Origin of the sequence: Oceanimonas sp. AH20CE76, assembly GCF_039654065.1 — a bacterium.
Taxonomy (GTDB): Bacteria; Pseudomonadota; Gammaproteobacteria; order Enterobacterales; family Aeromonadaceae; genus Oceanimonas; species Oceanimonas smirnovii.
On the sequence record NZ_CP155481.1, the window covers coordinates 1,242,772 to 1,263,578 of the forward strand.

At 60.7% G+C, this 20,807-nt stretch carries 25 protein-coding genes; 2 read left to right on the forward strand and 23 right to left on the reverse strand.

The features are described from left to right. Positions 1 to 74: 74 nt before the first annotated feature. The 23 genes from N2M06_RS06045 to N2M06_RS06155 form a co-directional block, all read right to left on the reverse strand. The gene (locus tag N2M06_RS06045) at positions 75 to 1,775 is read right to left on the reverse strand and encodes a hypothetical protein (protein ID WP_346351925.1); all 1,701 of its coding nucleotides are present in this window, start codon (positions 1,773 to 1,775) and stop codon (positions 75 to 77) included. Then, positions 1,762 to 2,328 (reverse strand): hypothetical protein, encoded by a 567-nt coding sequence (locus N2M06_RS06050; RefSeq protein ID WP_346351926.1) that lies wholly within the window; start codon positions 2,326 to 2,328, stop codon positions 1,762 to 1,764. The genes N2M06_RS06045 and N2M06_RS06050 overlap by 14 nt, the downstream gene beginning before the upstream one ends. Next, positions 2,325 to 3,215: a hypothetical protein gene (locus N2M06_RS06055; protein ID WP_346351927.1), complete on the reverse strand. Its 891-nt coding sequence runs from the start codon at positions 3,213 to 3,215 to the stop codon at positions 2,325 to 2,327. The genes N2M06_RS06050 and N2M06_RS06055 overlap by 4 nt, the downstream gene beginning before the upstream one ends. Next, entirely contained in the window at positions 3,212 to 3,763 is a 552-nt protein-coding gene (locus N2M06_RS06060; RefSeq protein ID WP_346351928.1) for a DUF4376 domain-containing protein, read from the reverse strand. The genes N2M06_RS06055 and N2M06_RS06060 overlap by 4 nt, the downstream gene beginning before the upstream one ends. Positions 3,764 to 3,773: 10 nt before the next feature. Further along, complete coding sequence (locus N2M06_RS06065; RefSeq protein ID WP_346351929.1) at positions 3,774 to 5,735, reverse strand: phage tail protein; 1,962 nt, start codon at positions 5,733 to 5,735, stop codon at positions 3,774 to 3,776. Beyond that, complete coding sequence (locus N2M06_RS06070) at positions 5,732 to 6,298, reverse strand: phage tail protein (protein ID WP_346351930.1); 567 nt, start codon at positions 6,296 to 6,298, stop codon at positions 5,732 to 5,734. Before N2M06_RS06070 ends, N2M06_RS06065 begins: the two co-directional genes overlap by 4 nt. Then, a complete protein-coding gene (locus N2M06_RS06075) occupies positions 6,291 to 7,475 on the reverse strand; it encodes a baseplate J/gp47 family protein (protein WP_346351931.1) in 1,185 nt (394 codons plus the stop codon). Before N2M06_RS06075 ends, N2M06_RS06070 begins: the two co-directional genes overlap by 8 nt. Further along, positions 7,472 to 7,798, reverse strand: a complete 327-nt coding sequence (locus N2M06_RS06080) for a DUF2590 family protein (protein ID WP_346351044.1) — start codon at positions 7,796 to 7,798, stop codon at positions 7,472 to 7,474. The genes N2M06_RS06075 and N2M06_RS06080 overlap by 4 nt, the downstream gene beginning before the upstream one ends. Beyond that, a complete protein-coding gene (locus N2M06_RS06085; protein ID WP_346351932.1) occupies positions 7,788 to 9,929 on the reverse strand; it encodes a phage tail tape measure protein in 2,142 nt (713 codons plus the stop codon). The genes N2M06_RS06080 and N2M06_RS06085 overlap by 11 nt, the downstream gene beginning before the upstream one ends. Next, entirely contained in the window at positions 9,926 to 10,072 is a 147-nt protein-coding gene (locus tag N2M06_RS06090) for a hypothetical protein (protein ID WP_166670299.1), read from the reverse strand. The genes N2M06_RS06085 and N2M06_RS06090 overlap by 4 nt, the downstream gene beginning before the upstream one ends. Before the next feature lie 41 nt (positions 10,073 to 10,113). Beyond that, complete coding sequence (locus tag N2M06_RS06095; RefSeq protein WP_346351042.1) at positions 10,114 to 10,377, reverse strand: putative phage tail assembly chaperone; 264 nt, start codon at positions 10,375 to 10,377, stop codon at positions 10,114 to 10,116. Continuing rightward, positions 10,374 to 10,625, reverse strand: a complete 252-nt coding sequence (locus tag N2M06_RS06100; RefSeq protein ID WP_346351041.1) for a hypothetical protein — start codon at positions 10,623 to 10,625, stop codon at positions 10,374 to 10,376. Before N2M06_RS06100 ends, N2M06_RS06095 begins: the two co-directional genes overlap by 4 nt. Then, positions 10,543 to 11,163 (reverse strand): hypothetical protein, encoded by a 621-nt coding sequence (locus N2M06_RS06105; RefSeq protein ID WP_346351040.1) that lies wholly within the window; start codon positions 11,161 to 11,163, stop codon positions 10,543 to 10,545. Before N2M06_RS06105 ends, N2M06_RS06100 begins: the two co-directional genes overlap by 83 nt. A 9-nt stretch (positions 11,164 to 11,172) precedes the next feature. Further along, positions 11,173 to 11,544: a D-Ala-D-Ala carboxypeptidase family metallohydrolase gene (locus N2M06_RS06110; protein WP_346351933.1), complete on the reverse strand. Its 372-nt coding sequence runs from the start codon at positions 11,542 to 11,544 to the stop codon at positions 11,173 to 11,175. Beyond that, on the reverse strand, positions 11,541 to 11,744 hold the full coding sequence (locus N2M06_RS06115) for a TraR/DksA family transcriptional regulator (protein WP_346351038.1): 204 nt from the start codon (positions 11,742 to 11,744) through the stop codon (positions 11,541 to 11,543). Before N2M06_RS06115 ends, N2M06_RS06110 begins: the two co-directional genes overlap by 4 nt. A gap of 5 nt (positions 11,745 to 11,749) precedes the next feature. Next, positions 11,750 to 12,205, reverse strand: a complete 456-nt coding sequence (locus N2M06_RS06120) for a DUF2597 family protein (protein ID WP_346351934.1) — start codon at positions 12,203 to 12,205, stop codon at positions 11,750 to 11,752. After that, positions 12,202 to 13,326, reverse strand: coding sequence for a DUF2586 domain-containing protein (locus N2M06_RS06125; protein ID WP_346351935.1), 1,125 nt, complete (start codon positions 13,324 to 13,326; stop codon positions 12,202 to 12,204). The genes N2M06_RS06120 and N2M06_RS06125 overlap by 4 nt, the downstream gene beginning before the upstream one ends. Then, positions 13,323 to 14,030, reverse strand: coding sequence for a phage virion morphogenesis protein (locus N2M06_RS06130; RefSeq protein ID WP_346351936.1), 708 nt, complete (start codon positions 14,028 to 14,030; stop codon positions 13,323 to 13,325). Before N2M06_RS06130 ends, N2M06_RS06125 begins: the two co-directional genes overlap by 4 nt. Further along, the gene (locus N2M06_RS06135) at positions 14,027 to 14,524 is read right to left on the reverse strand and encodes a phage tail protein (protein ID WP_346351937.1); all 498 of its coding nucleotides are present in this window, start codon (positions 14,522 to 14,524) and stop codon (positions 14,027 to 14,029) included. The genes N2M06_RS06130 and N2M06_RS06135 overlap by 4 nt, the downstream gene beginning before the upstream one ends. Then, the gene (locus N2M06_RS06140; RefSeq protein WP_019934029.1) at positions 14,521 to 14,979 is read right to left on the reverse strand and encodes a head completion/stabilization protein; all 459 of its coding nucleotides are present in this window, start codon (positions 14,977 to 14,979) and stop codon (positions 14,521 to 14,523) included. Before N2M06_RS06140 ends, N2M06_RS06135 begins: the two co-directional genes overlap by 4 nt. A 107-nt stretch (positions 14,980 to 15,086) precedes the next feature. Continuing rightward, positions 15,087 to 15,800 carry a phage terminase small subunit gene (gene gpM, locus N2M06_RS06145; protein ID WP_346351938.1) on the reverse strand — a complete coding sequence of 238 codons (714 nt, stop codon included), beginning with the start codon at positions 15,798 to 15,800 and terminating at the stop codon, positions 15,087 to 15,089. A gap of 4 nt (positions 15,801 to 15,804) precedes the next feature. Further along, the gene (locus N2M06_RS06150; protein WP_346351939.1) at positions 15,805 to 16,860 is read right to left on the reverse strand and encodes a phage major capsid protein, P2 family; all 1,056 of its coding nucleotides are present in this window, start codon (positions 16,858 to 16,860) and stop codon (positions 15,805 to 15,807) included. 9 nt (positions 16,861 to 16,869) lie between these two features. Then, positions 16,870 to 17,760 carry a GPO family capsid scaffolding protein gene (locus N2M06_RS06155; RefSeq protein ID WP_346351940.1) on the reverse strand — a complete coding sequence of 297 codons (891 nt, stop codon included), beginning with the start codon at positions 17,758 to 17,760 and terminating at the stop codon, positions 16,870 to 16,872. Positions 17,761 to 17,936: 176 nt separating this feature from the next. Between N2M06_RS06155 and N2M06_RS06160 the strand changes: the two genes are divergently transcribed. Both N2M06_RS06160 and N2M06_RS06165 read left to right on the forward strand, forming a co-directional pair. Further along, entirely contained in the window at positions 17,937 to 19,760 is a 1,824-nt protein-coding gene (locus N2M06_RS06160; RefSeq protein ID WP_346351941.1) for a terminase family protein, read from the forward strand. Next, positions 19,757 to 20,746, forward strand: a complete 990-nt coding sequence (locus N2M06_RS06165) for a phage portal protein (protein ID WP_346351942.1) — start codon at positions 19,757 to 19,759, stop codon at positions 20,744 to 20,746. Before N2M06_RS06160 ends, N2M06_RS06165 begins: the two co-directional genes overlap by 4 nt. Positions 20,747 to 20,807: the final 61 nt, after the last annotated feature.

Below are 20,807 nucleotides of genomic sequence, written 5' to 3' on the forward strand. Positions count from 1 at the left end.
CGTCGGTCTGGTGCTGGTGGGGTGCGGATACAAGAAGGCGGCCGCTGTGGGCCGCCTGGGTGGGTGTGTGGGGCTTAGCCGGTGAAGCTTTGCAGATTGCCCTTGATGGTGTCCACGTTGCCGGCGTGGCCGGCTACCTGGCCCTGCACGTTGGGCGGGGTGTTGTGGTTGGGGTGGGTGTGGTTGTCGAGCTTCTGCAGGGCGTTTTGTACCTCGGCCATCATGCTGATCATGAGGGCCAGCATGTTGTGGGTGCCGTTGCCTAGCACGATGCTGCTGCCCTGTATCACCTGGGCTTTGGCGGTGCTGCTGCGGGTGCCGGTGGTGTGCTCGGTGGTGTTGCCCTGAGTGGTGCGCTGCTCATCGCCGGTGATGGTAGTGGTGCTGTTGCCGCCTACGCTGTGCTGGTAGTCGGCACCGGTCACGTCCACCCGCTCGCCGGCGGCCACCTGCTGCAGGTTGGCCAGGGTGGCCAGGGTGAGGTCGTCGCCGGCCAGCAGTTCTATGGCACCCAATGCCTCTATGAGTTTGCGGCCGGCCACGTCTTCAGTGCTGTGTTGGGCCACCATGGTGTGGTGGTTACCGAACTCGCCCTGGTAGTTGTCGGCCTGCTGGGTGAGCTGGGCGGCAATGTGGTGAATGCTCTGGTCGGTGGCCAGGGTGTGATTGCCGGCGTTGTCGGTGCGCTGATACACCTCGCCGCGTTGCTGAGTGAGCTGCTCGCCGGGCTGAATATCGGGCAGTGACCAGCCGCTGCCCAGCACGGTGCGAATGAAGGGCTGATCGGCTCGGCCAAAGGCAAAGCCCAGCTCTACCAGGGTGCCTTCCACTGGGTACTGAAACTGGCCCTGCTCGGGGCCGCCGAACAGCACGGGAACGGGCACGGCCTTAAACACGGGCACTTCGTCGTCGGGCTGGCCGTTCTCGTCCAGCTGCTGCACGTCCACGGCGTAGCGGGGGCGGAACGGATCGTTCAGCTCACCGGCCTGGGCGGTGTCGGCGGCGGCCACTACTCGGCCGAACACCGGCAGGTGAAAGCCGGCGGCCAGCTCGGGAAAGCTCTGCTCCATTTGCCGCTGCTGGGCGGTTTTCTGCTTGCCCTGCCAGCGCAGGGTCATGTTGGTGCCGTCGAACTCAAGGTGAGTGATGCGGTGGCCGTTCACCAGGGCTCCGGGGCGCATGACGGGTGACACCAGCATGGTAAGGCTGTTGCCGCCGGCCTGCTGGCTGGTTAGCTCGGCTTCAAGGGTGACCGGGCGGGAAGGCCAGTGGGAGTGCTGATAGCTGCCGGCGTAAATGTTGCCGTCGGGTTGCTGGTACCAGCAGAACTCGGGGATTTGAAAGGCGCGACCGGCGTTTTGCAGCAACTGGGCACCGGTACCGGCGGTGGTAAAGTTGGGGATGGGGGTATCGACGTATTCGGCATCGGGCAGCACAAAATTGAGCCCGGTCTCTTCGGCCAGCTCGGTGATCACGCTGCGAAAGGTGGCGTGCTGCTGGCTCATGGTAAACCTGAATCCCAAGGCGCATGACAGCTCCTTTACCAGCAGACGGCTGTGGCCGTTGTCGGCGGGCTCGGCCCGGGTAACGATGCCGGTAAACCAGCGGTGCAGGGTGGTGCCATAGCCCATGTCGAAGAGTACCAGGGTGTTGGGCTGTACGCTGCCCTGCACGGTGACAAAGCCGCGCCCTGCGGAAGACAGCTCCAGCATCCATTTATCACTTACCAGATGACGTTCTTCGCCGTTAATGGTGATGCGTTTATTCAGTTTCATCTGGTTCTTCTTCCTTCTTTTTACCGGCTACTTTGTCGTCCAGGTACTTCAACACTTTTTCAGCCCTGCTCAGTTCTCGCTTTTCCTCTCCCTCTGCGGGTGGCGGCTGTACCGGTGTGGTGCCCTCGGTGCTCTGGGCAATGGTGGCTTCGGGTTTAGGGGCGCGTTGTTCGCGCTTTTCGGGTACCGAGAGGTGCTCGCGCAGGGTGAAGGACACACGCCATGCCAGCAGTCCTTCCTGCTCGGGGGCCATGATGCGGCCGGCGAATTTCACCTGGTAGATTTTTACCGCCTCGGCCAGTTCGCAGCCGATGCGGTAGATTTTGCGGGCGTTGCCGTCGCCCTTGTCCTGGGCCAGTTCAAACAGGCGTGCCAGGGCCATGGGATCCTTGAAAGGGATCAGCCCGGTGATTTGCAACTCCTTGCCTTTTTCACCCTGTTCGGCACCGTTGGTGCCGGAAGTCTGTCCGGAGGTGTCCTTTTCCTTGAATTCCATACTCAGGGTGATGCGGGGAGACTTGATGCGCAGCAGTTCGCCGTCGAGGGCTATCATGGCAGCAGCTCCTTGAAAAACGTCAGAGGTTGGTCTGAAGCCAGCAGCACGGCGGCAGTATATGCCCGCTCATAGCTTGGCAGGCCGCCGGTGAGGCCGGCAGCTACGGTGCCCGGGGTGCCGCTGGCCTGCAGGGTGTAGAAGTTACCGCTCAGCCCGGCCTTAAGGTCGTTCAGGGCCTGCTGCTGCCGGCTGAGCCAGTCGGCTCGTTTGGCGGCCAGAGCGGTAAGTTTGGCCACGGGGGTCTGTGCATCGGCTGCAAGAGATTCCAGCTGCGCCAGTTGCGCGCCTAAAGCAGCGGCAGCCGGACGAAGGGGCGCGGCGTTGTGCCGGCCTGGTACCCACTTGGGGGTAAGGGCGGTGCTTGGGGTTTGCATGCGGGTCTGGTCATGCTGCAGCTCGGCCTTAGCCCGGCGGGCACAGGTGCACAGCTCCGGGATGGGCAGCACGCGAGTGAGGCTTTCCAGGGCATTGGCGAACTCGCCCAGGGTGGCGGCGGTCACCAGCAGGCCCAGCACCTGCAGCTGCCCCTGGGGGCGGTGCGGGTCGGTGCCGTCCTGCAGCTTGTCGGCCAGGCGCTTGGCAGCGTTACCCGGGGCCAGATAATGACCGCTCTGTTCCCTGCTGCCTACGTCGTGGTCGTAGGGGGTCACGGTAATGCGCTGGCCGCTGACCAGCAGCTGGTTGAGCTGGTCGCGCAGGTGCAGCAGGCTGGCGGCCTCGGTGCTCAGGGCATGGGGCTTGAAGCCGACAGCGCCGGCAGCACTGTTCAGGGCACTGATTGCCTGCTGCTGAGCGGCGGGTAGTGTGGCCAGCACGGTGCCGGCGGCGGTTTCAATACTGGCCGCACTCGGCGGCCAGGTCAGGGTGCGTTGGCTCCAGCTCATGCCGGCTCCTCGATGGGCCAGCCAACGGGGTAGGCCTGGACTTCTTCAATGGTGGTGAGGGCGGCGACTTCGGTTTTCATCTGCCGTTGGCGGTCGTGAATGCGGCCACCCTGCTGCACGATGGCGGCATAAAGCGCGCGCAGCTGCTCCAGGGTCATGGGGCGGTCGGTGTTGTCGGCATCAGTCCAGTAATCCAGCGGCATGGCACCGGCCAGCAGCACCGACTCGATACGGGCGCGGCTGGTGGGGTCGGCATCCCAGCGGTGGCCGTTGTGCTCTACCGGGGCTTGTTCCTGACTATCGCGCCACTGGTTGATTTGGGTGTGTTTAGTAGTCAGAACCTCAGAAATTGGAGGCTGCTCAGCTGTAAACGGCAGAATTTCACCAAACTCTCCCGCCAAGGCTCGGGCGTATAGCTCTCGGCCACGTTCAACGCAGTCAGTAGGATCGGCAACAAATTCAATTTCACCGAATTCAGCCGACTCCATGGTGAGCACAACATAGGTTTGCTTGGCGTTGCCCCATACAGGCTGTCCAATTACGTGCATTTGCTTTTCCTTATGCTATTCGCTGAAAAATCCCACCAGATATCCCGCCGGGCGTACCACCATATCCCCGATATACCCATGTTCCTGGCAATGCGGCTCCTCTGTATCCTGCGTACCAATCTGAAGCATAGGTGCCATAATTGCCTGTATTCAGGTAAAGCTTGCAGGTTTTGTTAAGGTTATCTGTTGCATAATTGGTATGTACCCACGCCGTTAAAATGTGTCCTATTGGAAATGATGTGTTGGCATGATTCGAACCGGTATAAACATCATTTTGCTTGTAATAACTGCCGTGCTGACCATCCAGTTTGTCTGAATCAGCTGCTTTAGCTGTTTTTCCCAGATAGCGTCCGTCACTCTGAGATTTGGTGTAATAGCGGTCGTCGTGGGTATGGCCTGAGGGCGGGAAAGTGGCTGGCTTGCCGGTAATATTTCCCCAGGCGCGGTAATAACTGCCGTGCTGTCCGTCCAGTTTGTCTGAGTCGGCAGCCTTGGCGGTTTTACCTAAGTAATACGAATCGGTCACGCCAGCTCGGAATTGTTCTGGGGTGGTGGGGCGAATGTAGTTGTTACCTGCCGTATCCACCTGCGTCATAATGAAATTGACGGAGGCATTGGTAGTATCATATTCAGAGCGAAACAGGCGGGCGTTAATGTCGCCGCTACTACTACGTTTGACGATAGTGCTGCCTGTGCTGTTTTCCGAATCAATTGCGCCGTTCAGCCTGGCTGAATCAGCCGCTTTGGCAGTTTTTCCCAAATACCGCTCGTCATGATTGTGGCCTGAGGGTGGGAAAGTGGCTGGCTTGCCGGTGATACTATTCCAGGAATGAGCATGACTGGATGGCGGAAAGGTAGCCGGCTTGCCTGTCAGGTTGTTCCATTCAAGGTAATAACTTGCCAGTTGACCATTGAGTTTGGCCGCGTTCGCTGCCGTGCCGGTTTTGTCCAGTTTGGCGCTGTTCAGCGCGTTATAGGCATCGGCCACGGCCTTGCCGCTGGCGTATTTGCTCGCACCGCCGGTGGCGTCGGTGTAGCTGTGGCTCCAGCTCCAGTTTTCCAGCTTGCTGAGTCCTACCTGGTCTTTTGTATGCGCATCAGGGCGGTGCTCATGCCACCACAGGCCGCCGCGACCGCGCAGATCAGAGACAGTGCCGTTGGCGGCGAGGCTGGCCAGCGGGACCACATAATGGGGATATCCGGCTTCGTCTGTGTAATCGGTGAGCGGTGTGCTGCTGGCCTTTATTTCCACATGGGTATGCCAGTCCGAGAGCAGCGTGCCGGCGTGGTATACATCGGCATACAGCACAGCAGGGCGCTGGGATACGGTTACAGACTGCACGCTGCTCAGCTCGGTGCGTAAGCCAGCAATGTAGCCCAGGCCCGGGGCTACCAAAAACTCATTCCCGCCCTGACCGGGAGTCACGACAAAGCCGGAGTCAATAAAGGCGATCTTGCCGTAATGGTCGAGAGCCTGCAGACGAATATCTGCATCCAGTCCCATCAGACGGGCGGTAAAGTCGATTTGCCAGGTGCCGGCATCCACATGGGTGTTGGTGGCCTCAGCAGCGCCCTGATATTCCATCAGCATGGACTTCACCAGGCTGTTGCCTGGCTGGTTGTGGCCCTGGTTAGCCAGCTTATCTTCATCGACCTTGTGCACCACCATGGCTACCATTCCGCTGGCTTTATGCACCAGATACATGGCGTTAAAGGTAAAGTCACCCACCCGTGTGTCCATGATGATGGAGTAGGCCACGCCGTTGGCGTTGACCTTGCCGCGCTGATCCACCGGCTGGCGGTGGACTATCTGTCCGGCCGGAGGCAGGCCGGCGGCGCGGTCGATAGGGGTGTTAAGGTCCAGCCCCGGCAGGTAGGCCAGCACAAACTCGTCGGGCACCACCGGCTGGCCACCCAGCTGCAGCTCTGCCAGGTGCTGTTCAAAAGCGAGAGTAATGGCGGTTTGGCTCATCCTAATTTTGCTCCAAATACTTGATAACTGCCGCTGAATCGGGCGGCGTGCAGGCGCAGGGGGTGCGGATATACCACCTGAAAGCGGTAGCGGCGGCAGGTTCGGCCGTAGTGCTGGATCAGCACGTTCAGCAGTTGCTGGTTGGCTGCCAGCTCGGTGTCGGCCAGCTCAATGGTGATCACGTCCCAGGGTTGGTTTGGCTGGCGTTCGTGCAGCTCCACCCAGCCAATGTCCAGCCGCTCAAAGATGCGCTTGAAGCCGGCGGCCTCGCCGGCGTCTTGAGCGTTGGCAAAGGCGTATTTCACCCGCTTGCGATACAGGCTCAGCGGTTCGTTACTGAAGCGCTGAATGCCTCGGTCCCAGGCCAGCAGGTCCAGTATGGCCTCGCTGCATTCCAACGGGTCGAGTTGGCGCAACGGGAACAGCAGCCAGTGCCAGGCCTTGCGCCAGAAACCGTTCAGCCCCTTGCTCAGAAAATGCGGCTCCCGCTGCTCGCGGCCGTCCATCCACCAGGGGGCGGTGTGTTCGGGCAGCTCCGGGGCCTGTTGCCGATGTTTATCCATGCAGAGTTACCGTAAGTGAAGACAGGCGCGGAATGCTTCGGGCGCTGTCAATATCGGTCTGACCAAAGGCCAGAGTGTCGATGTCGGGCAGGGCGGCATGCAGCTCGGCCCCCAGACGGCTGAAACTGAACCGGCCAAAGGGTTTGGTACGGGTAATGCCGGAGTAATCAGCGGTCTCCCGAAAAGCTGCGCGTATCATGGCCTCGGCATTGGCCTTGAGCAGGGCTTTTTCCTGATCGCCCAGATAGGCGCGGGGCCAGATATCCAGGGTAATCGCGTGCTGGGTGTCGGGCAGGGCAAAGCACTGCAGATCATCGCCGTGGCCATGATTGCCGTCGTGGCTCACATGAGTGTTGAGCTTGTCGAGCAGGACCTGAGGTGTGGCACCCACTTCCATCAGAATGTAGGCGTTGGCGGTACCCGGCCCGCGCGGGGCGTCGTGCTCGAAAAAGATGTTGTCGGAGCGAATGCCGGCCACGGCGGCCAGCATGGAGCGATACACGGCATCAATGTGATAGCGCCCCACCACTGAATATTGGTTCTGAATGCGCAGGCCCAGGGCATCGTCGTCTTCCTCGTCGTCTCCGGGCTCGGTGATCCAGTCCACCGGGTTGGCTACCCGCTCAATGCCGTTTACCGCCGTGGGCAAAATACAGAAGTAACCGGCGGGCAGGTTCCAGGCGCTGCCGGCCTCGGTGGCTTCGCACACCACCAGTCCACTGGCCATGCCGGCGGGAATGGTGACGCTGGCCACCACCGCCAGGGTGTAGCTGCGGCCGTTGATGCGCTCTGTGGTGACCTTGGTACCGGCCTCAATGGTCACGGCGGTGGCCGGGTCGGTTTTAAAGAACTCCACCAGGCCCCGGGTGGCCTTGGCGGCCTTGCGCTCTAGCCCCACGTCCCAGGCTTTCAGGTCCTGATAGTAGCCCCGGGCGGTGGCGGCAAAGCTGTTGGGCAGTACATGGCCCACCAGCAGGGTGTTGAGCAGCCACATGGCCGGTTTCACCACAATGGCCCGCTGCAGCCGCCAGAACGGCGACATGCGGCTGTCGTTGGTGATGATGGAGCCGGCGGCTTCCACTGCCCGGGCCAGCTCCAGCTCCAGGGCCTCGGTGGTGGTGGGAATGCCCTCGGCGGCAATCAGCCGGGTAAAGTCTACGTTTGGGCGGGCGTTCACAGGGTCACCTCCAGTTCGCCGAATTCATAGGTGCGGGCGGTGAGCAGGTAGCGGTCGGCGGCCTCTTCGCGCACCTCGGCGGTGCCGGGCACAATGCGGGTGTCCTGCTCCACCAGAATGCGGATTTGGGTGCGTACGTCGGCGCGCAGGGTGGGGCTGCGCTCGCCAATCAGCGCCCGGGCCAGCCCGGACTCCAGCACGGCATGTTTAATGTCTTGCCCTATGCTGTGGCGGTTGTCGGTGGTCACCGGCTGGGCACCGGCGTCGAGCACCAGGCCGCCGTCTTCCACCAGCAGGTCGATGTATTTGCGGTCAGAAGCCATGCTGAAGTTCCTCCCATTCGGCCAGGGTGGCGGGATCCATGCCCTGTTCGTTCTTGATATACACGTCGCCAAAGTGCACGGTTTTGCCGTTGTTCTGGTTAGCCACTTTGGCCAGCTGTGACATCAGGGGCGACGGCGGCGACTGCACCGACTCGGGGGTGCGGGTAGTACGCAGCTGCTCGTTAATGCCGGCCATCAGCTGATCGCTTTTCACTTGCGGGGTGTCGGTAAAGCGCGGCTGGGTTTGCGGGGTGTTGGCCAGGGGAGAGCCGGGCACCAGTGCGGGCATCAGCGCTTCGTTGGTGTTGATCATGGAGCCGCCCACATGGGCACCGCCGGTATATACCCGGTTCACTTCCTGAGTGGCGGGCGGAAACTCGAAGTCGAGATCGTCGTGATAGGCGCGGCTCACGGTTTGGGTTACCTGCGGCACCTCGGCCGGCAGCGGCGCTATATTGTGGTTAATGTTCTGGGTGGTCTGCTGGGTCTCCTTGGGCAGTTCGGGCAGCTCCATGCTGCTGCCCAGGTCGATGTCGATGCCGGGGATCAGGTTGAGTTTTTCCAGTACCCACTGCACCACCTTGCCGGCCGCCCACAGCGGTGCCATCAGCAGCTTGAACACAGTACCGATAATGGTGCCGGCGGCCTGTCCCAGTCCCTGCATGGTGACAAATCCTTGCCCCATGCCATCCAGGCCTTCACCCGCCAGACCAAAGAGGTCAATCAACCAGGCGATGCCGTTGCCGATTGCGCCCAGAATGTCGCCGAAGGGTTCGAACACCTGGCCCAAGGCCGGTGCCAGGGTGCCGATAAATCCACCGAGGAAGGCAGAAAGCGGCTCCCACAGCCAGATCAGCGCGGCGATGGCGGCCACCACGGCCAGAATGGGCCAGCTCACGGCCCCCATGGCCAGTGCGGCGATGCCGGACATGACACTCCAGGCAGCCATAACGGCGGTCAGGCCACCAATGCCCAGAGCCACCCAGGTGACCACCTCGGTCAGGTGGGGGAACATGTCGGTCCATTCCACCAGCACGGCCATGCCATCCACGATGGAGCCCACCACCGCATTGATGGTGGGCAGCACGCTGGCCCCGGCGCCGGCACGCAGGGCAAACCAGACTTGTTCCAGCCGTTCCCACTGGTCAGTCATGGTGCCGGCCATTTGAGTGGCCTTGTCCATGCCGGTCTGTTTGCCCACGTTGTCGATGCTGTGTGCCAGGCCGTCCACGTCGGGGATCATCTGCTTGATCAGCGCCACGGCTTCGTCAGAGCCGAAGGCCTTTTTCAGGGCATCCGATTCCGCCACGGTCAGGGTGTCGCCGAATTTGTCTTTCAGCTTTTGCAGTATCTGCACCATGCCCAGCATGTTGCCGTTGCCGTCCACAAAGCTCATATTGAGCTTGTCCTGGGCACCGGCAATACCGGCCAGAAATGCCTTGTATTTGGTACCGGCTTCCGAGCCGGACATGGTGGCCTGCAGGGTGCCGAGCACCGCCATCTGCTCGTTCATGGCAATGCCGGCGGCGGTACCGGCGGCACCGATGCTGGTAAAGGCGGCACTCATTTCAGCCCCGGTGGTCTTGAAAGACTCCACCGCCTGGGCGGTCTGGCCGGCGACCATGGCGGCGAAGTTATCCCGGCCCATGGCATCGGCCTGCTGCTTGAACAGACCATACATGGTGCCCATGTAGGCAGTAACGGTGGCGGTATCGGCCTTGGTGGCGGCGGCCAGCACGGCGGACGACTTGGTGATCCCGGCCAGCTCATCGCCGGTGAGATCGCCCATGGCAGACTTAATGTCATACGCCGCGCCGATAAACTCGGTGGCCGACTTACCGAACTCAATGGAGAAGTCGGTGGCAGTCTGGCTGAGCTTATCGAGATCCTGCTCGGCCACGCCCAGGGACTTCACCTCACTCAGAGCATTGTCCATTTCAATGGCGGGCATCAGTGCCTGATACAGCGCCACGCCGGAGGCGGCGAGGCCGGCAGCACCGCTGATCATGCGGTCCATGCTCTGGCGGCCCAGCTCTCCGGTTTCCCTGATCTGCTGGTTAATGCCTTGTATGGGCCGGGTGACCTTGTCGACCAGGCTCACCGTGAGCATTAATTGTTCCAGGTGCTTCATGTGCCGTTAAATGCCTTTGCTATGCCGGTTGCGATGGCGTTGCCGGTGTTGTCCCAATGCTGCTTGTCGAGCCAGATGGCCCGTGCCAGGGCTTCTTCATCGTCGGGTTCGTGGGGCAGGTAGTGGCGGCGCAGTGCCAGCACCTGCTCCAGTTGGTTGCCCTCTATCGCGTTAACCCGACGGGTCAGTTTTTTATGCTGATCTCAAGCTCGGGGACGAACGCTTCATTTACCTTTGCGGCAATCTTGAGGCCGGCACCGGTCAGGGCCAGCAGCTTGGCCAGGGCGTCTTTGCTGTCGGCGGTGACTACCCGGTTCAGGTAGTTGTGTGCCGGCGCGACCTTGTCATCCATGGTCAGTTCGTTGATGTACTTGTTGTAGGCCTGAGTGGTGGGCTCAAACGTCAGATCGGTGCCGTTCACGGTCAGGGTGATGATTTGCTTGCTCATTTGATGTTCTCCAGTTTTTTGTCGAGACGGGTAAAACCGTCGTCTATGCGCTTTTCAATGCGGTCGACGCTTTCCTTCAGTTCGGGCTTGGTGGCGTAGTTCTCTGCCACATGGGCCCGCAGGTTGGCGTTGTCGACCTGATTCTTGTGTACCTTGCCGCTCAGGCTACTGAGAATAGGGGTCAGCACGGCGGCCAGTAGCAGCCCCAGTGAGATCCCCACGCCCAGCCAGTCGGGTACTTGCCCCAAGGTGGCCTCCTGCAATGCGGTCGATTTGTTTTTGTTTTTCCGCGCTGCCCCGGGAGCTGCCCACCCAGTAGGTGACGGCGGCAAGGAAAGCGGTCACGATTTGGCCGGCCAGATAGAACACCACGTCTTTGGAACCATCAGGCACCGGCATGGCCATCAGCCCGATGGTGAGGGCCACCACCATGACCGCCAGCGCAATGGTCAGCCGTGCCGGCATGGTGTTTTCTTTATGCTCTTTGCGGGCGTTCTGCACGTCGCCCAGAAAGATTTCGGTTTCCTGCAGCTGAATATCCACCAGCCTGAGGTTGTACTGGCGGATCTGCTCCCGCTCTTCATGGGCCCACTGCTGCAGTTTTAAGGCGGCCTCGGGGTTTTGCACCAGCTCACGCTGTACGGCATCGGGTCGGCTATCAGTGCCGAGCACGCCGGCAATCTGGGCACCAATGGTGGCGGCCACGCCCGCGGGGCCGGTGAGCAGCGGGGCCACGGTGCCGGCAATGCGGCCCACTGTGGTAGCAATGTCTTTCCAGTCGCTCATGGCGGCTCCTTAGTTCTTGCCCCAGCGTGCCGGTGTTTCACGCACGTCAATGTGAGTGAAGGTGGCGTAACGGCCAATGCCATACCGGCCCGGGTATGCGCGTTCCAGGTAGTCGGCCACCTGCGCCGGCAGCAGGCCTTTCACACGAATGTCGGCGGCCTTGCCCAGCTTGTGCACGCTGTTGCGGGCACCGCCTACCCGGCGATTATGAATGTCGCAGCGGCAGGCGCTGGTGATGATCACCGGGCGGTTGCCCAGGTCTTTACGCAGCTGCTCCAGCACGCCCAGCAGCTCGGCGTCCACGGCATCAAAGCCACAGCCGCATTTGCAGGCAAACTCACGGCGGGCGAAGTGCAGGTTTTCAAAGGGGGTCTGGTTCATCGTCTTTTCTCCAGCAGGGTCTGGCAGCCCACGCACAGGGTCACACCGGGCAGGGCTACCCGGCGGGCCTCGGGGATGGGGTCGTCGCACTCTTCACACTGGTGGCGGCTGGGTGCGGTGCAGTGGTGGCCGGTCTGGGCGGCCAGCTGCTGGGCCAGCAGCCAGTCGCTCGTGTCATTGGCGCGGTCAATGGCATCCATGGCGGTTATCCAATCAGGTGACGGGTATCGTCAGCGGAGAGGTAGGGCACGCCGTTGATGCGCACGAACTCGGGATCGGTGACAAAGCCCTTAATCTTGTGCACCTGCTTGCTGCCGCCCTTGCCGTCAATGTCGAGCAGGTCGGAGATCTGCAGCTTGATGCCGAAGGCTTCAATGCGGAATTCTTCCTTGTCTGCCTTGGCGTAGAACAGCGCATCGTGGGGCTCAATGCCCCGCCAGCTGCCGGCCCGGCGGGCGGCATCGCTCAGTAGGTTAAAGTTCTTGGTGTCGAACTCGTATTCCACGTCGGCGGTGACGTCGCCGTCCACATAGCCATCGGTGATGCCACGGGTCTGGGTAATGGCGGTGCTGTCGTTGATGGTGAGGGTGGCTTTTTCAACGTGAACCATGACCCCAAGGATCTCCACGTCAAAGTTCATACCGGAAATGCGGCGGCTCATTGGTTGTCTCCCGGGTTGCTGAGATCAAGGATGATGTTGATGCCAATTTTCTTGGGGCATTCGTAGGGGCGCGCCATGACATAGATGGACACCTCGTATCTGCTCAGCCATTCAATGGCAATGTCGTCGTCGTCGGGGGGCATGACCTCGCCGGGAAAGGTGATGCCGGCAATGGTGACCGACTTGCTCATGACCCGCAGATCGCGCATGAAATAGAGCTTGGCGGCGGCAATGCTGCCCGGGGTGCTGTTGAGCTGGCGATCACCAATGCGGCCAATGGCGCGAATGCGCAGTTTGCGGGCCACCTTGTCGGCCACCCGGCGGTTTTCCACTACCTGATAATCGCCGCCTTCCACGTCCAGCAGGTTGCCGTCGGCCCAGTACACGCCGTCATAATCCGGGAACCACCAGGGCACGGAGTAGCGGGCCGCTTCCAGGGTCTGCAGGGTGGCCAGGCTCAGTTCGGTGCCGTTGCTGTCGACTGGTGCCGGGCCCAGGCCGACCACAGCCCCGGTCTTCACCCGCATGGGGGTATCGGCCACGGTCACCGCGCGGTTGCACAGGCGTCCGGCCATGACGCCGGCATTGTTGCCGTGCAACTGGGGCACCAGCATGACGCCGTCGGCGGCAATGCCATCGGCCAGCGCGACCATGTCGGCTTCATAGGCGGGCCAGTCCTGGGCATCCACCCCGTCGGTCACAATGCCGTTGGTGGCCAGGATCATGAATTGCCAGCGGCCCCAGGTGGCAATCAGCTGGTTGCGCAGGGCCTGGGCGGCATTAATCTGCTCGGCGGTGGTCACCGGCTCCAGCAGCACTACCGCCTCAAAGGATGCGACCTTTTGTGCGGCCAGCACGGCGTCGGTCCAGTCTTCGGCCAGGGCAAGCACGTGGGCGTGGGCGCTCCAGTTCTGGCCGGCGTTCTGCATGGCGGCCTGCAGGTTAGTTTTTAACGGGCTGCCTTCAATGCCCAGCAAGTCGTCCAGATCTGACTGGGTGTTAATGGAGAGCAACTTGCCGTTGTTCTTGGTGGCCTGGCCCACAAACAGGAAGTGGCGTTCCACCTCGTTGGTGGGGCCCTGCATCTGGTTCAGGTTGTTGACATCAATTCTTGGGATCATGAACTTGCCCCTTTAGTTTGTTGTTTCTTCACGTTCCAGCCGTAATCAATACCTTTCATAACTCGGCGGATGATTTTGGCGCGCTCAGCTTCGGTGGCTCCGAGAAATGGCCTGGCTGGCAACTCGATACGCCAGCTTTTTTTGGGTGACTCATTTTTTAGTTCTCTGAGCAGAAAACCGGCCTGCCGGTATGTCACGTTTTCCTGAATCCATTTAGAGGAGGCGTTGATGTAATTGCCGCGCTTTCCCCTACGCTTGTAACCCAGCAGGCGTAATCGCTTAGCTTGGTGCTTAGTCGCAAATGCTGGCTGGTCGCCCTTACGTGCGTTATCTCTTCGTGCTTTGCTAGGTGTGTGGGTCGTTGTCATTCCCTGTTGGTGTGACGCTGCTAAAACGCCGGTATTTACGGGCAATGTTTCGCTTTTTCTAAACCCAACCGTCGAATGCTTGTCTTCGCCTTTCACAACGAGCAGGTCTATCAGCCCAGTCAACATTTTTTTGGGGCTACCTTTTTTTTGCTTGCGTCTTCTTGGTTCCCACTTTTTTCCATCAGGCGACTTCTGTTGCCGTATATTTCTTGCTGCGCTTTTCTTTAATTCGTTACCAACACGCCATACAAACCGCTTTTGTTTTTCGGGCGGCATTTCATACAACTTCAATAGTTGAGCGGCTGAAAGAACGTCCCTTACATCGAACCGGATCACGCTTCCCCTCCCAGCGGCCAGGGGCCGTTTTCGTTCACCCACAACTTGCCGTACTCCGCCACCCAGATCTCATAGGGGGCCAGGCGGTAGCGTTCGCCGCCGTAGCGGATGGGGCCAGCAGCGTCGGGCACCATCAGCAGGGGCTCGGAAAACAGCACGCTGATGGTGAGGTCGGCGCTGTGCTCGTCGATCGGCTCCACGTCATAATCCGGGTCGGGCAGTTCCAGCCGTTCGCGGTCGGCATCAAAGTCCTGCAGCCAGGCGGCCACGGTGGCCAGCACCACGGCCGGATCCAGTTCGCGGAACGGCAGGTCTTCCACCATAAACACCGCCTGGTAGTTGAGCCGGGCCAGCTCCACACCGGTGCCGCCATCCTTGGGTGTGAGCTGCAGGGTGCCGTTCTGCATCCAGGCATCAAAATCCTTACGGCACTTGGCCGGCAGCACGTCCTTGATGGCGGTGCTCAGCTGGTGCAGGTAGTAGCCCTGGCTCATAGCAATTCAATCCCGCAGCGGTGAGTGCCCTTGATGGCCCGAATATGCTGCTGGCTTTCGGCCAGCAGAGCGGCCCGCACATCACCGCTCTGGGTGGCCTGATTGTTGCCGGTGTCGCGCTGGCTCAGGCTGCCGGCCTCGGTAACCAGGTCGGCCTTGGCACGGGCAAACACCGCCTGGCGATAAAGCGCCGTGAGCATGTTCTGGGTGCCCACGGAAGGGCCGGGCACGGCGGCGGCATTGCCGTGCCCCTCGGCCAGCAGCCTTGATTTGGTAAACACCAGCTCAAGGTTGACCTGGGCCACCGCAGACAGCACCGCCGCCGCCACGGTGGCAGGCTGCAGATCGGCGGGCATGGCGCGGTCGCGCTCAAAGTCGCCCACTTCAATGTCGGGCCAGAAGCCATCGTTGGTGATGGTGCTCTGCTGATAATCGGTGCTGTTTCCGCTGAACATGGCAGCCCTCTTGGTTAATAGGTGCGCCCCTGGCCACGGTGTTGGGCAACAGCGTTTAAGGCATGGCCTTGGCTGTTCCCGCACCGCCGGGGCGCGGCGGCGTGGAGCTAGTCTTGCTCAAGCGCCCGCAGGCGCATGGCAATTCTGGCCCGGTGGGTTTTTACCTGGGCACCCACCGGATCCCATTCGTGTGCCTTTGCCAGCAGGGCATCGGCTTTATCGAGCACATCCGGGTCACTCACGGCGCTGGCTCTGGGCTCGCCGGTGGCGTCGCGCAACAGCAGCAGCCCGGCAAACTTGAAGTATTTGGCGGTGAGCTTTTCGTTCAGCCGCCAGTCTTTGGCCACATGAGCAAACACCCGGCTGAAATAGGGCTCTACGGCCTGGCCCTCGGCAGCCTGCTGCTCGGCCCACTCCAGCACGGTATCCGCCACAAAGTGGGGGAAGTCGCGCTTCATGCGGGTGGGCGTGTGCTGGCCTTGTGCAATGGCCACTTCGGCCCAGTCCAGTGCCTGCTCGAACTCTTCCAGGTCAAACAACCAGACGATGAGCGTGGCGAACAGCGGGTTCTGGTGGCTCTTTTCCGCAGCCAGGTACTGCTCCACATAGGGGCGGTACTTGGGCAGCAGCTCGCGCTTCAGGGCCACCTTGTCGCTGATGCGATCCAGCGTCTTCAGCCGCTTTTCGTCCTGCTCCAGTGCCAGCAGCTGCAGGTGCAGGCTGTGGGCAATGTCGCCGGTGGCCTGGCCGGTGTCGGCAGCGTTTTCTGCCGCCTGCCGGGCGCGGTGCCGGTCACGATGACGCTGGGCCGGAGTGCTCATTCAGTTAGCCTGCCGGTGCCGGATCTGTGGCTGGAGCTGCGCCAATCTCCATACCTGACTCATCAAAAGAGGCATACGCGCGGTATTCGCCCACGGCGTAACCTTCCATCCGCCAGTACTGGCTTTCAAAACCCTTACGATCCTGGTTGTGAGCCGCACTGCGCTGGCGGGTGCCGCGCTGGGTGTACAGGTGCAGGTTGGCCGGAATGGTCACTACCATTCGGGAGCCCGGGAAGAAGGGCGGCGTGATAGCCGGGCGGCCGGCGATGCTGGTGGCCAGTTGTTGCGCGGTCACCTGTTCGCTGGGCTTGTCGGCCTGTTGATACAGCCGGCCCTGCGCGGCGGCCACTAAGTCGGCACCTACCATTACGGTCAGGCGCGGATCGCTGCGAAACGCCGGATCAAGGGTGCTGTTAATCAGGTCAGAGGCCATGGCGTCCAGAGTTTTGTAGTCGCCGCCGCCATCGGGGTCGAAATACACCTTGTCCTGGGCAGAGCCGATAATCTGGGAGCCACCGTTCCACTCCTTCACCAACTGCTGCCAGCCCTTGTTTACGTCCTGGCCCAGCGGGTTTTTGGCCGGGTCGGTATTGGCGGCAATGGAGTTACCGTTGAAACCGACGCGCAGCATATCCAGCGCAAAGGTGCGGTTAATGAACTCGTTAACCAGGCGCAGAAACTCGCCTTCATTGCCGGCGTTGGCCCAGACGGCCAGCGTAGACCAGGGCAACAGGGCACCGGAGTCGGTTTCGGTCAGCTCATAGCTGTGGCCACCCACGCCCACTTCTTTGATGAAGCGGCCTGAGGCCTTGCGGCCCGAGTGGATGCTGCTGATGCCCATGTCCACCACCTGGCCTTTGATCTGGTCCACGTCGGCGATAGTGATGCGGTTCAAGAAGTCGACGGATTCCAGCAGCGCCTGGCGGAGGCGGGTTTCTTGCGGGCCGGTGACAGAAAACTGCTGGCCCAGGCTCTGGGGATCGATGCCATAGCCCTGTGCCAGCCGGGAGCAATATTGCTTCAGCATGGCGGCGGCCTGGGCAGTGAGGATCTGGCTCATGCTTGCTCCTTAAACCAGGTGATAAGTGTCGCCGCCAGCGGGGGCGCCGCCGGGGATTTGGCCGGGCTGCTCTTTCAGCAGGCTGGAGAACTGGGTTTCCAGCTCGCCCTGCTTGCTGGCCACACCTTCTACGGCATTCAGCAGTTTGGTGAACTGCTCGGCGGTGATGCCGTTGGTGGCGGGTTGCTCGGGCTCGTCTTTCTTCTCGGGCTCTTTGGCCGGGGCCGGCTCTTCTTTTTTGCTGAAGGCTTCAATTTTGGTCTCCAGCTCGCCCTGTTTGGTGGCGATGCCTTCAATTGCGCTCAGCATCTTGTTGAACTGTTCTTTGTCCATTTCTGGATCCTCGGGGGTGTTATCGGTGGTGGCAGGGGGCTCTTGCTCTTGGCCTTTTAGCCAGGCGGTAAACTTTTTGAACATACCCACTTCTTGCTCACGGTCGGCCAGCTCTTTCAGGCTGAACGGCTCGCTCTGGCCAATCAGCTTGTTGTGCTCTTTGCCATTGGTGCTGAACTGCATGCGGGTGGTGCCGGTGCTGGCGGGCTCGCTGGTCACGCCCATACCTATCAGATAGGTTTTATCGCCGCCGGCGAATTGCTCCTTGGGCTCAATGCTGCAGAACTGGTATTGGCCGATCTGGTTGTAATAGATGAGATCCCGGTTCGGGCGCAGTACGGCGAACAGCTTCATCTTGCCGTCTACTTCCTCGGCTTTGAGGCTTTCAACACTGCCCATGGCTGACCAGCGATAATGGTCCGGCCAGATAACAGCGGTGTAGTGGTCGGGGTCGTAGGTCTCGGCCATGTCGGTGAGCCAGTCGCGGGAGATATAACGCCCGTCAACGCTGTTGCCTTCGGTGGCAATGCAAATCCAGCCTGTGCGTAACCGTGAATCGGGTTTCATTTGCCTGCTCGTGTTCTGTGATGGCGACAGGCTAGGGCCTTGCGGCGGCAATTTCATCTGCCGCGGTTCCGCTCAATTCCGATTTTTGAATTATCGGAATTTCTAGGAATTTCAGGGGCATAGAAGGTGTGTCCGGGTGGGTATGATGGCCGCATTCATCATGACCACGGAACGCAATGGCTTACTCAGAAGAAATCCGCAACGCCGCCAAAGGGCTGTATTTAAAGCGCTGGTTGCCCCGGGAAATTGCCCAGGAACTCAGCCTGAACTCGGTGCGGGTGGTGTATCAGTGGGTGGAAAAATACGCCTGGGATTCGCTGCTGTCGGAAATTCAGCTGGAGGATGCCATTGCCTTGCGGGTGCAGCTGCTGCTGAACCGGGAGAAAAAGAGCCAGGCCGAGCTGGACGAACTGGACCGGCTGATCAGCCAGCATGTGCGGCTGAAGAAAGAGTTGCTGCAGCTGCGCGAAAAGGAAGTGGGGCTGAAAGAGCGGGAAGCGGCCATTGATGCCGGTGTGCCGGCCGACGAACTGCCAGAGCTACGGCGCGGTCGCAAAGGGGGTGGTCAGGCTCGGGGTGGCAAGGGTAAAAAAGGCAAGGCCGCCAAAAACAACGTGGGCGAGCTGCTGCCGGAGGATTTTCAGCCGTTTCTGGATACCCTGTTTGGCTATCAGCTGCGCTGCCGCGAGGCCATGCACGATCCGGAGGTGCCGCGCACCCGCAATATTCTGAAAAGCCGCCAGATTGGCATGACCTATTACTTTGCCGGCGAGGCGCTGGAAGACGCTGCCATCACCGGTGGCAACCAGATATTTCTGTCGGCCACCCGTGCCCAGGCCGAGGTGTTCCGCTCCTACATCATTAATATTGCCCGGGAGTTCCTGAACGTAGAGCTGTCGGGCAACCCGATAATCTTAAGCAACGGCGCTGAGCTGCACTTTCTTTCCACCAACTCCAACAGCGCCCAGTCCAGGTCTGGCAACGTCTACATAGACGAATACTTCTGGATCCCGAACTTTACCAAACTTTCCAACGTGGCGTCGGCCATGGCCACCCAAACCCGCTGGCGTAAAACCTACTTCTCCACGCCCTCGGCCAAGGCGCACCCAGCCTATGGCTTCTGGACCGGTGACGACTGGAAGAACGGCAAAGACAGCCGCAAAGACGTGGAATTCCCCACACTGGATGACTACCGCGACGGCGGCCGGGTATGCCCGGACCGGCAATGGCGCTATGCCATTACCGTGGAGGATGCCGTGGCCAGCGGCTGCAACCTGATTGATGTGGACGAGCTGCGGGACGAATACGCCGACGAGGTATTCCGTAACCTGTTCATGTGCGAGTTCGTGGACGACGAAGCCAGCGTGTTCAAGTTTGGCCAGCTGGAAGGGTGCGGGGTCGACACCGAACTGTGGGAAGACTTCGACCCAAGAGCGGCCCGGCCGTTCGGCACCCGGGAAGTGTGGCTGGGCTATGACCCGAGCCGCACCCGCGATAACGCCACCCTGGTGGTGGTGGCTCCGCCGCTGCTCAGCGGTGAGCCGTTCCGGGTGCTGGAGCGGCATCGCTGGCGAGGCCTGAACTTTCAGCACCACGTAGCGGAGATCGCCAAGATATTTAAACGCTATCGGGTGACTTATATCGGCGTGGACATTACCGGCATCGGTGCTGGGGTGTTCGATTTGCTTAAGACCAAGTTCCCCCGCGAGGCCCATGCCATTCACTACTCGGTAGAGAGCAAAAACCGCCTTGTGCTGAAAATGATCGACGTGGTGGAGGCGGGGCGCATCAGCTGGGACCGGCTGCTGAAAGATATTCCGCTGGCCTTTATGGCCATCAAGCGCACCACCACAGGCAGCGGCAATGCCATGACCTTTAAGGCCGGGCGGGACGCCACCACCGGCCACGCCGATGACTTCTTTGCCATTTCTCATGCGGTGATCAATGAGCCGCTGGACCATACGAACAAACGCACTTCAACCTGGGCTATTCAAACATGAGCGAACCCAACCAATCCAAAGATCTGATCGCCTTTAGTTTTGGCGAGCCGGAAGCGATAGAGCCCAACCGCTGGCTGACCGATTACGCCGAACTGTTTTATGACCATTATGCCGACTACTGGAGCACGCCCATCAGCCGGCAGGGGCTGGCCCAGATTGCCAACACCAACGCCCACCACGGGGCGCTGATTTATGCCCGGCGCAATATGGTGGCCGGCCGCTTTAAGGGCGGGGCCGGGCTGAAGCGCCGGCAAATGCAGGCCTTTGTGCATGATCTGATCCAGTTCGGTGACGCTGCCTTTTTGAAGATACGTAACGGCCTGGGCCGGGTGGTGCGGCTGCATCCGCTGCCGTCTATGTATCTGCGCCGGCACCAGAGCGGCGACTTTCGGCTGTTGCGGGCCAATAATGAGCAGCTGCATTACCGGCAGGACGATGTGATCTATCTGTCGCAGTATGACCCACGGCAGCAGATTTACGGCCTGCCGGATTACCTCGGCGGCATCCAGTCGGCGCTGCTGAACCGGGACGCTACTTTGTTCCGGAGGCGCTACTACCAGAACGGGGCGCACATGGGCTTTATCTTCTACGCCACCGACCCGAACCTGAGCGAAACGCAGGAAGAAGATTTGAAAGCCAAGATCCAAAGCTCCAAAGGGGTGGGCAACTTCCGCAGCCTGTTTATCAATATTCCCAACGGTAACCCGGACGGGGTGAAGCTGATCCCGGTGGGGGACATTGCCACCAAAGACGACTTCGACCGCATCAAGAACATCAGCGCCCAAGACGTGCTCACCGCGCACCGGTTCCCGCCGGGGCAGGCGGGCATTATCCCGAGCAACGCCGCTGGCCTGGGCGACCCGGAAAAGACCGACATTGTGTATACCCGCAACGAGGTGTTGCCGCTGTGTGAGCTGATTGCTGATGAAGTGAACTCGGACCCGGATATTCCGGCCCGGCTGGCCTTGGAATTTGTGCTGGAATAACTGGATGAAAATACAGTGGTTTGGGTGCCATGCGCGGCCGGATGATTTATCATGGGTGCAT

Bases quoted from the DNA above. Each gene is read 5' to 3' on its own strand.
- N2M06_RS06135 (WP_346351937.1), bottom strand. From the start codon at position 14,524: ATGAGCCAGGGCTACTACCTGCACCAGCTGAGCACCGCCATCAAGGAC.
- N2M06_RS06160 (WP_346351941.1), top strand. From the start codon at position 17,937: ATGGCTTACTCAGAAGAAATCCGCAACGCCGCCAAAGGGCTGTATTTA.
- gpM (WP_346351938.1), bottom strand. From the start codon at position 15,800: ATGAGCACTCCGGCCCAGCGTCATCGTGACCGGCACCGCGCCCGGCAG.
- N2M06_RS06150 (WP_346351939.1), bottom strand. From the start codon at position 16,860: ATGAGCCAGATCCTCACTGCCCAGGCCGCCGCCATGCTGAAGCAATAT.
- N2M06_RS06095 (WP_346351042.1), bottom strand. From the start codon at position 10,377: ATGAGCAAGCAAATCATCACCCTGACCGTGAACGGCACCGATCTGACG.
- N2M06_RS06045 (WP_346351925.1), bottom strand. From the start codon at position 1,775: ATGAAACTGAATAAACGCATCACCATTAACGGCGAAGAACGTCATCTG.
- N2M06_RS06120 (WP_346351934.1), bottom strand. From the start codon at position 12,205: ATGAGCCGCCGCATTTCCGGTATGAACTTTGACGTGGAGATCCTTGGG.
- N2M06_RS06055 (WP_346351927.1), bottom strand. From the start codon at position 3,215: ATGAGCTGGAGCCAACGCACCCTGACCTGGCCGCCGAGTGCGGCCAGT.
- N2M06_RS06080 (WP_346351044.1), bottom strand. From the start codon at position 7,798: ATGGCTTCTGACCGCAAATACATCGACCTGCTGGTGGAAGACGGCGGC.
- N2M06_RS06050 (WP_346351926.1), bottom strand. From the start codon at position 2,328: ATGATAGCCCTCGACGGCGAACTGCTGCGCATCAAGTCTCCCCGCATC.
- N2M06_RS06115 (WP_346351038.1), bottom strand. From the start codon at position 11,744: ATGGATGCCATTGACCGCGCCAATGACACGAGCGACTGGCTGCTGGCC.
- N2M06_RS06085 (WP_346351932.1), bottom strand. From the start codon at position 9,929: ATGAAGCACCTGGAACAATTAATGCTCACGGTGAGCCTGGTCGACAAG.
- N2M06_RS06060 (WP_346351928.1), bottom strand. From the start codon at position 3,763: ATGCACGTAATTGGACAGCCTGTATGGGGCAACGCCAAGCAAACCTAT.
- N2M06_RS06070 (WP_346351930.1), bottom strand. From the start codon at position 6,298: ATGGATAAACATCGGCAACAGGCCCCGGAGCTGCCCGAACACACCGCC.
- N2M06_RS06105 (WP_346351040.1), bottom strand. From the start codon at position 11,163: ATGAGCGACTGGAAAGACATTGCTACCACAGTGGGCCGCATTGCCGGC.
- N2M06_RS06110 (WP_346351933.1), bottom strand. From the start codon at position 11,544: ATGAACCAGACCCCCTTTGAAAACCTGCACTTCGCCCGCCGTGAGTTT.
- N2M06_RS06125 (WP_346351935.1), bottom strand. From the start codon at position 13,326: ATGATCCCAAGAATTGATGTCAACAACCTGAACCAGATGCAGGGCCCC.
- N2M06_RS06065 (WP_346351929.1), bottom strand. From the start codon at position 5,735: ATGAGCCAAACCGCCATTACTCTCGCTTTTGAACAGCACCTGGCAGAG.
- N2M06_RS06140 (WP_019934029.1), bottom strand. From the start codon at position 14,979: ATGTTCAGCGGAAACAGCACCGATTATCAGCAGAGCACCATCACCAAC.
- N2M06_RS06165 (WP_346351942.1), top strand. From the start codon at position 19,757: ATGAGCGAACCCAACCAATCCAAAGATCTGATCGCCTTTAGTTTTGGC.
- N2M06_RS06155 (WP_346351940.1), bottom strand. From the start codon at position 17,760: ATGAAACCCGATTCACGGTTACGCACAGGCTGGATTTGCATTGCCACC.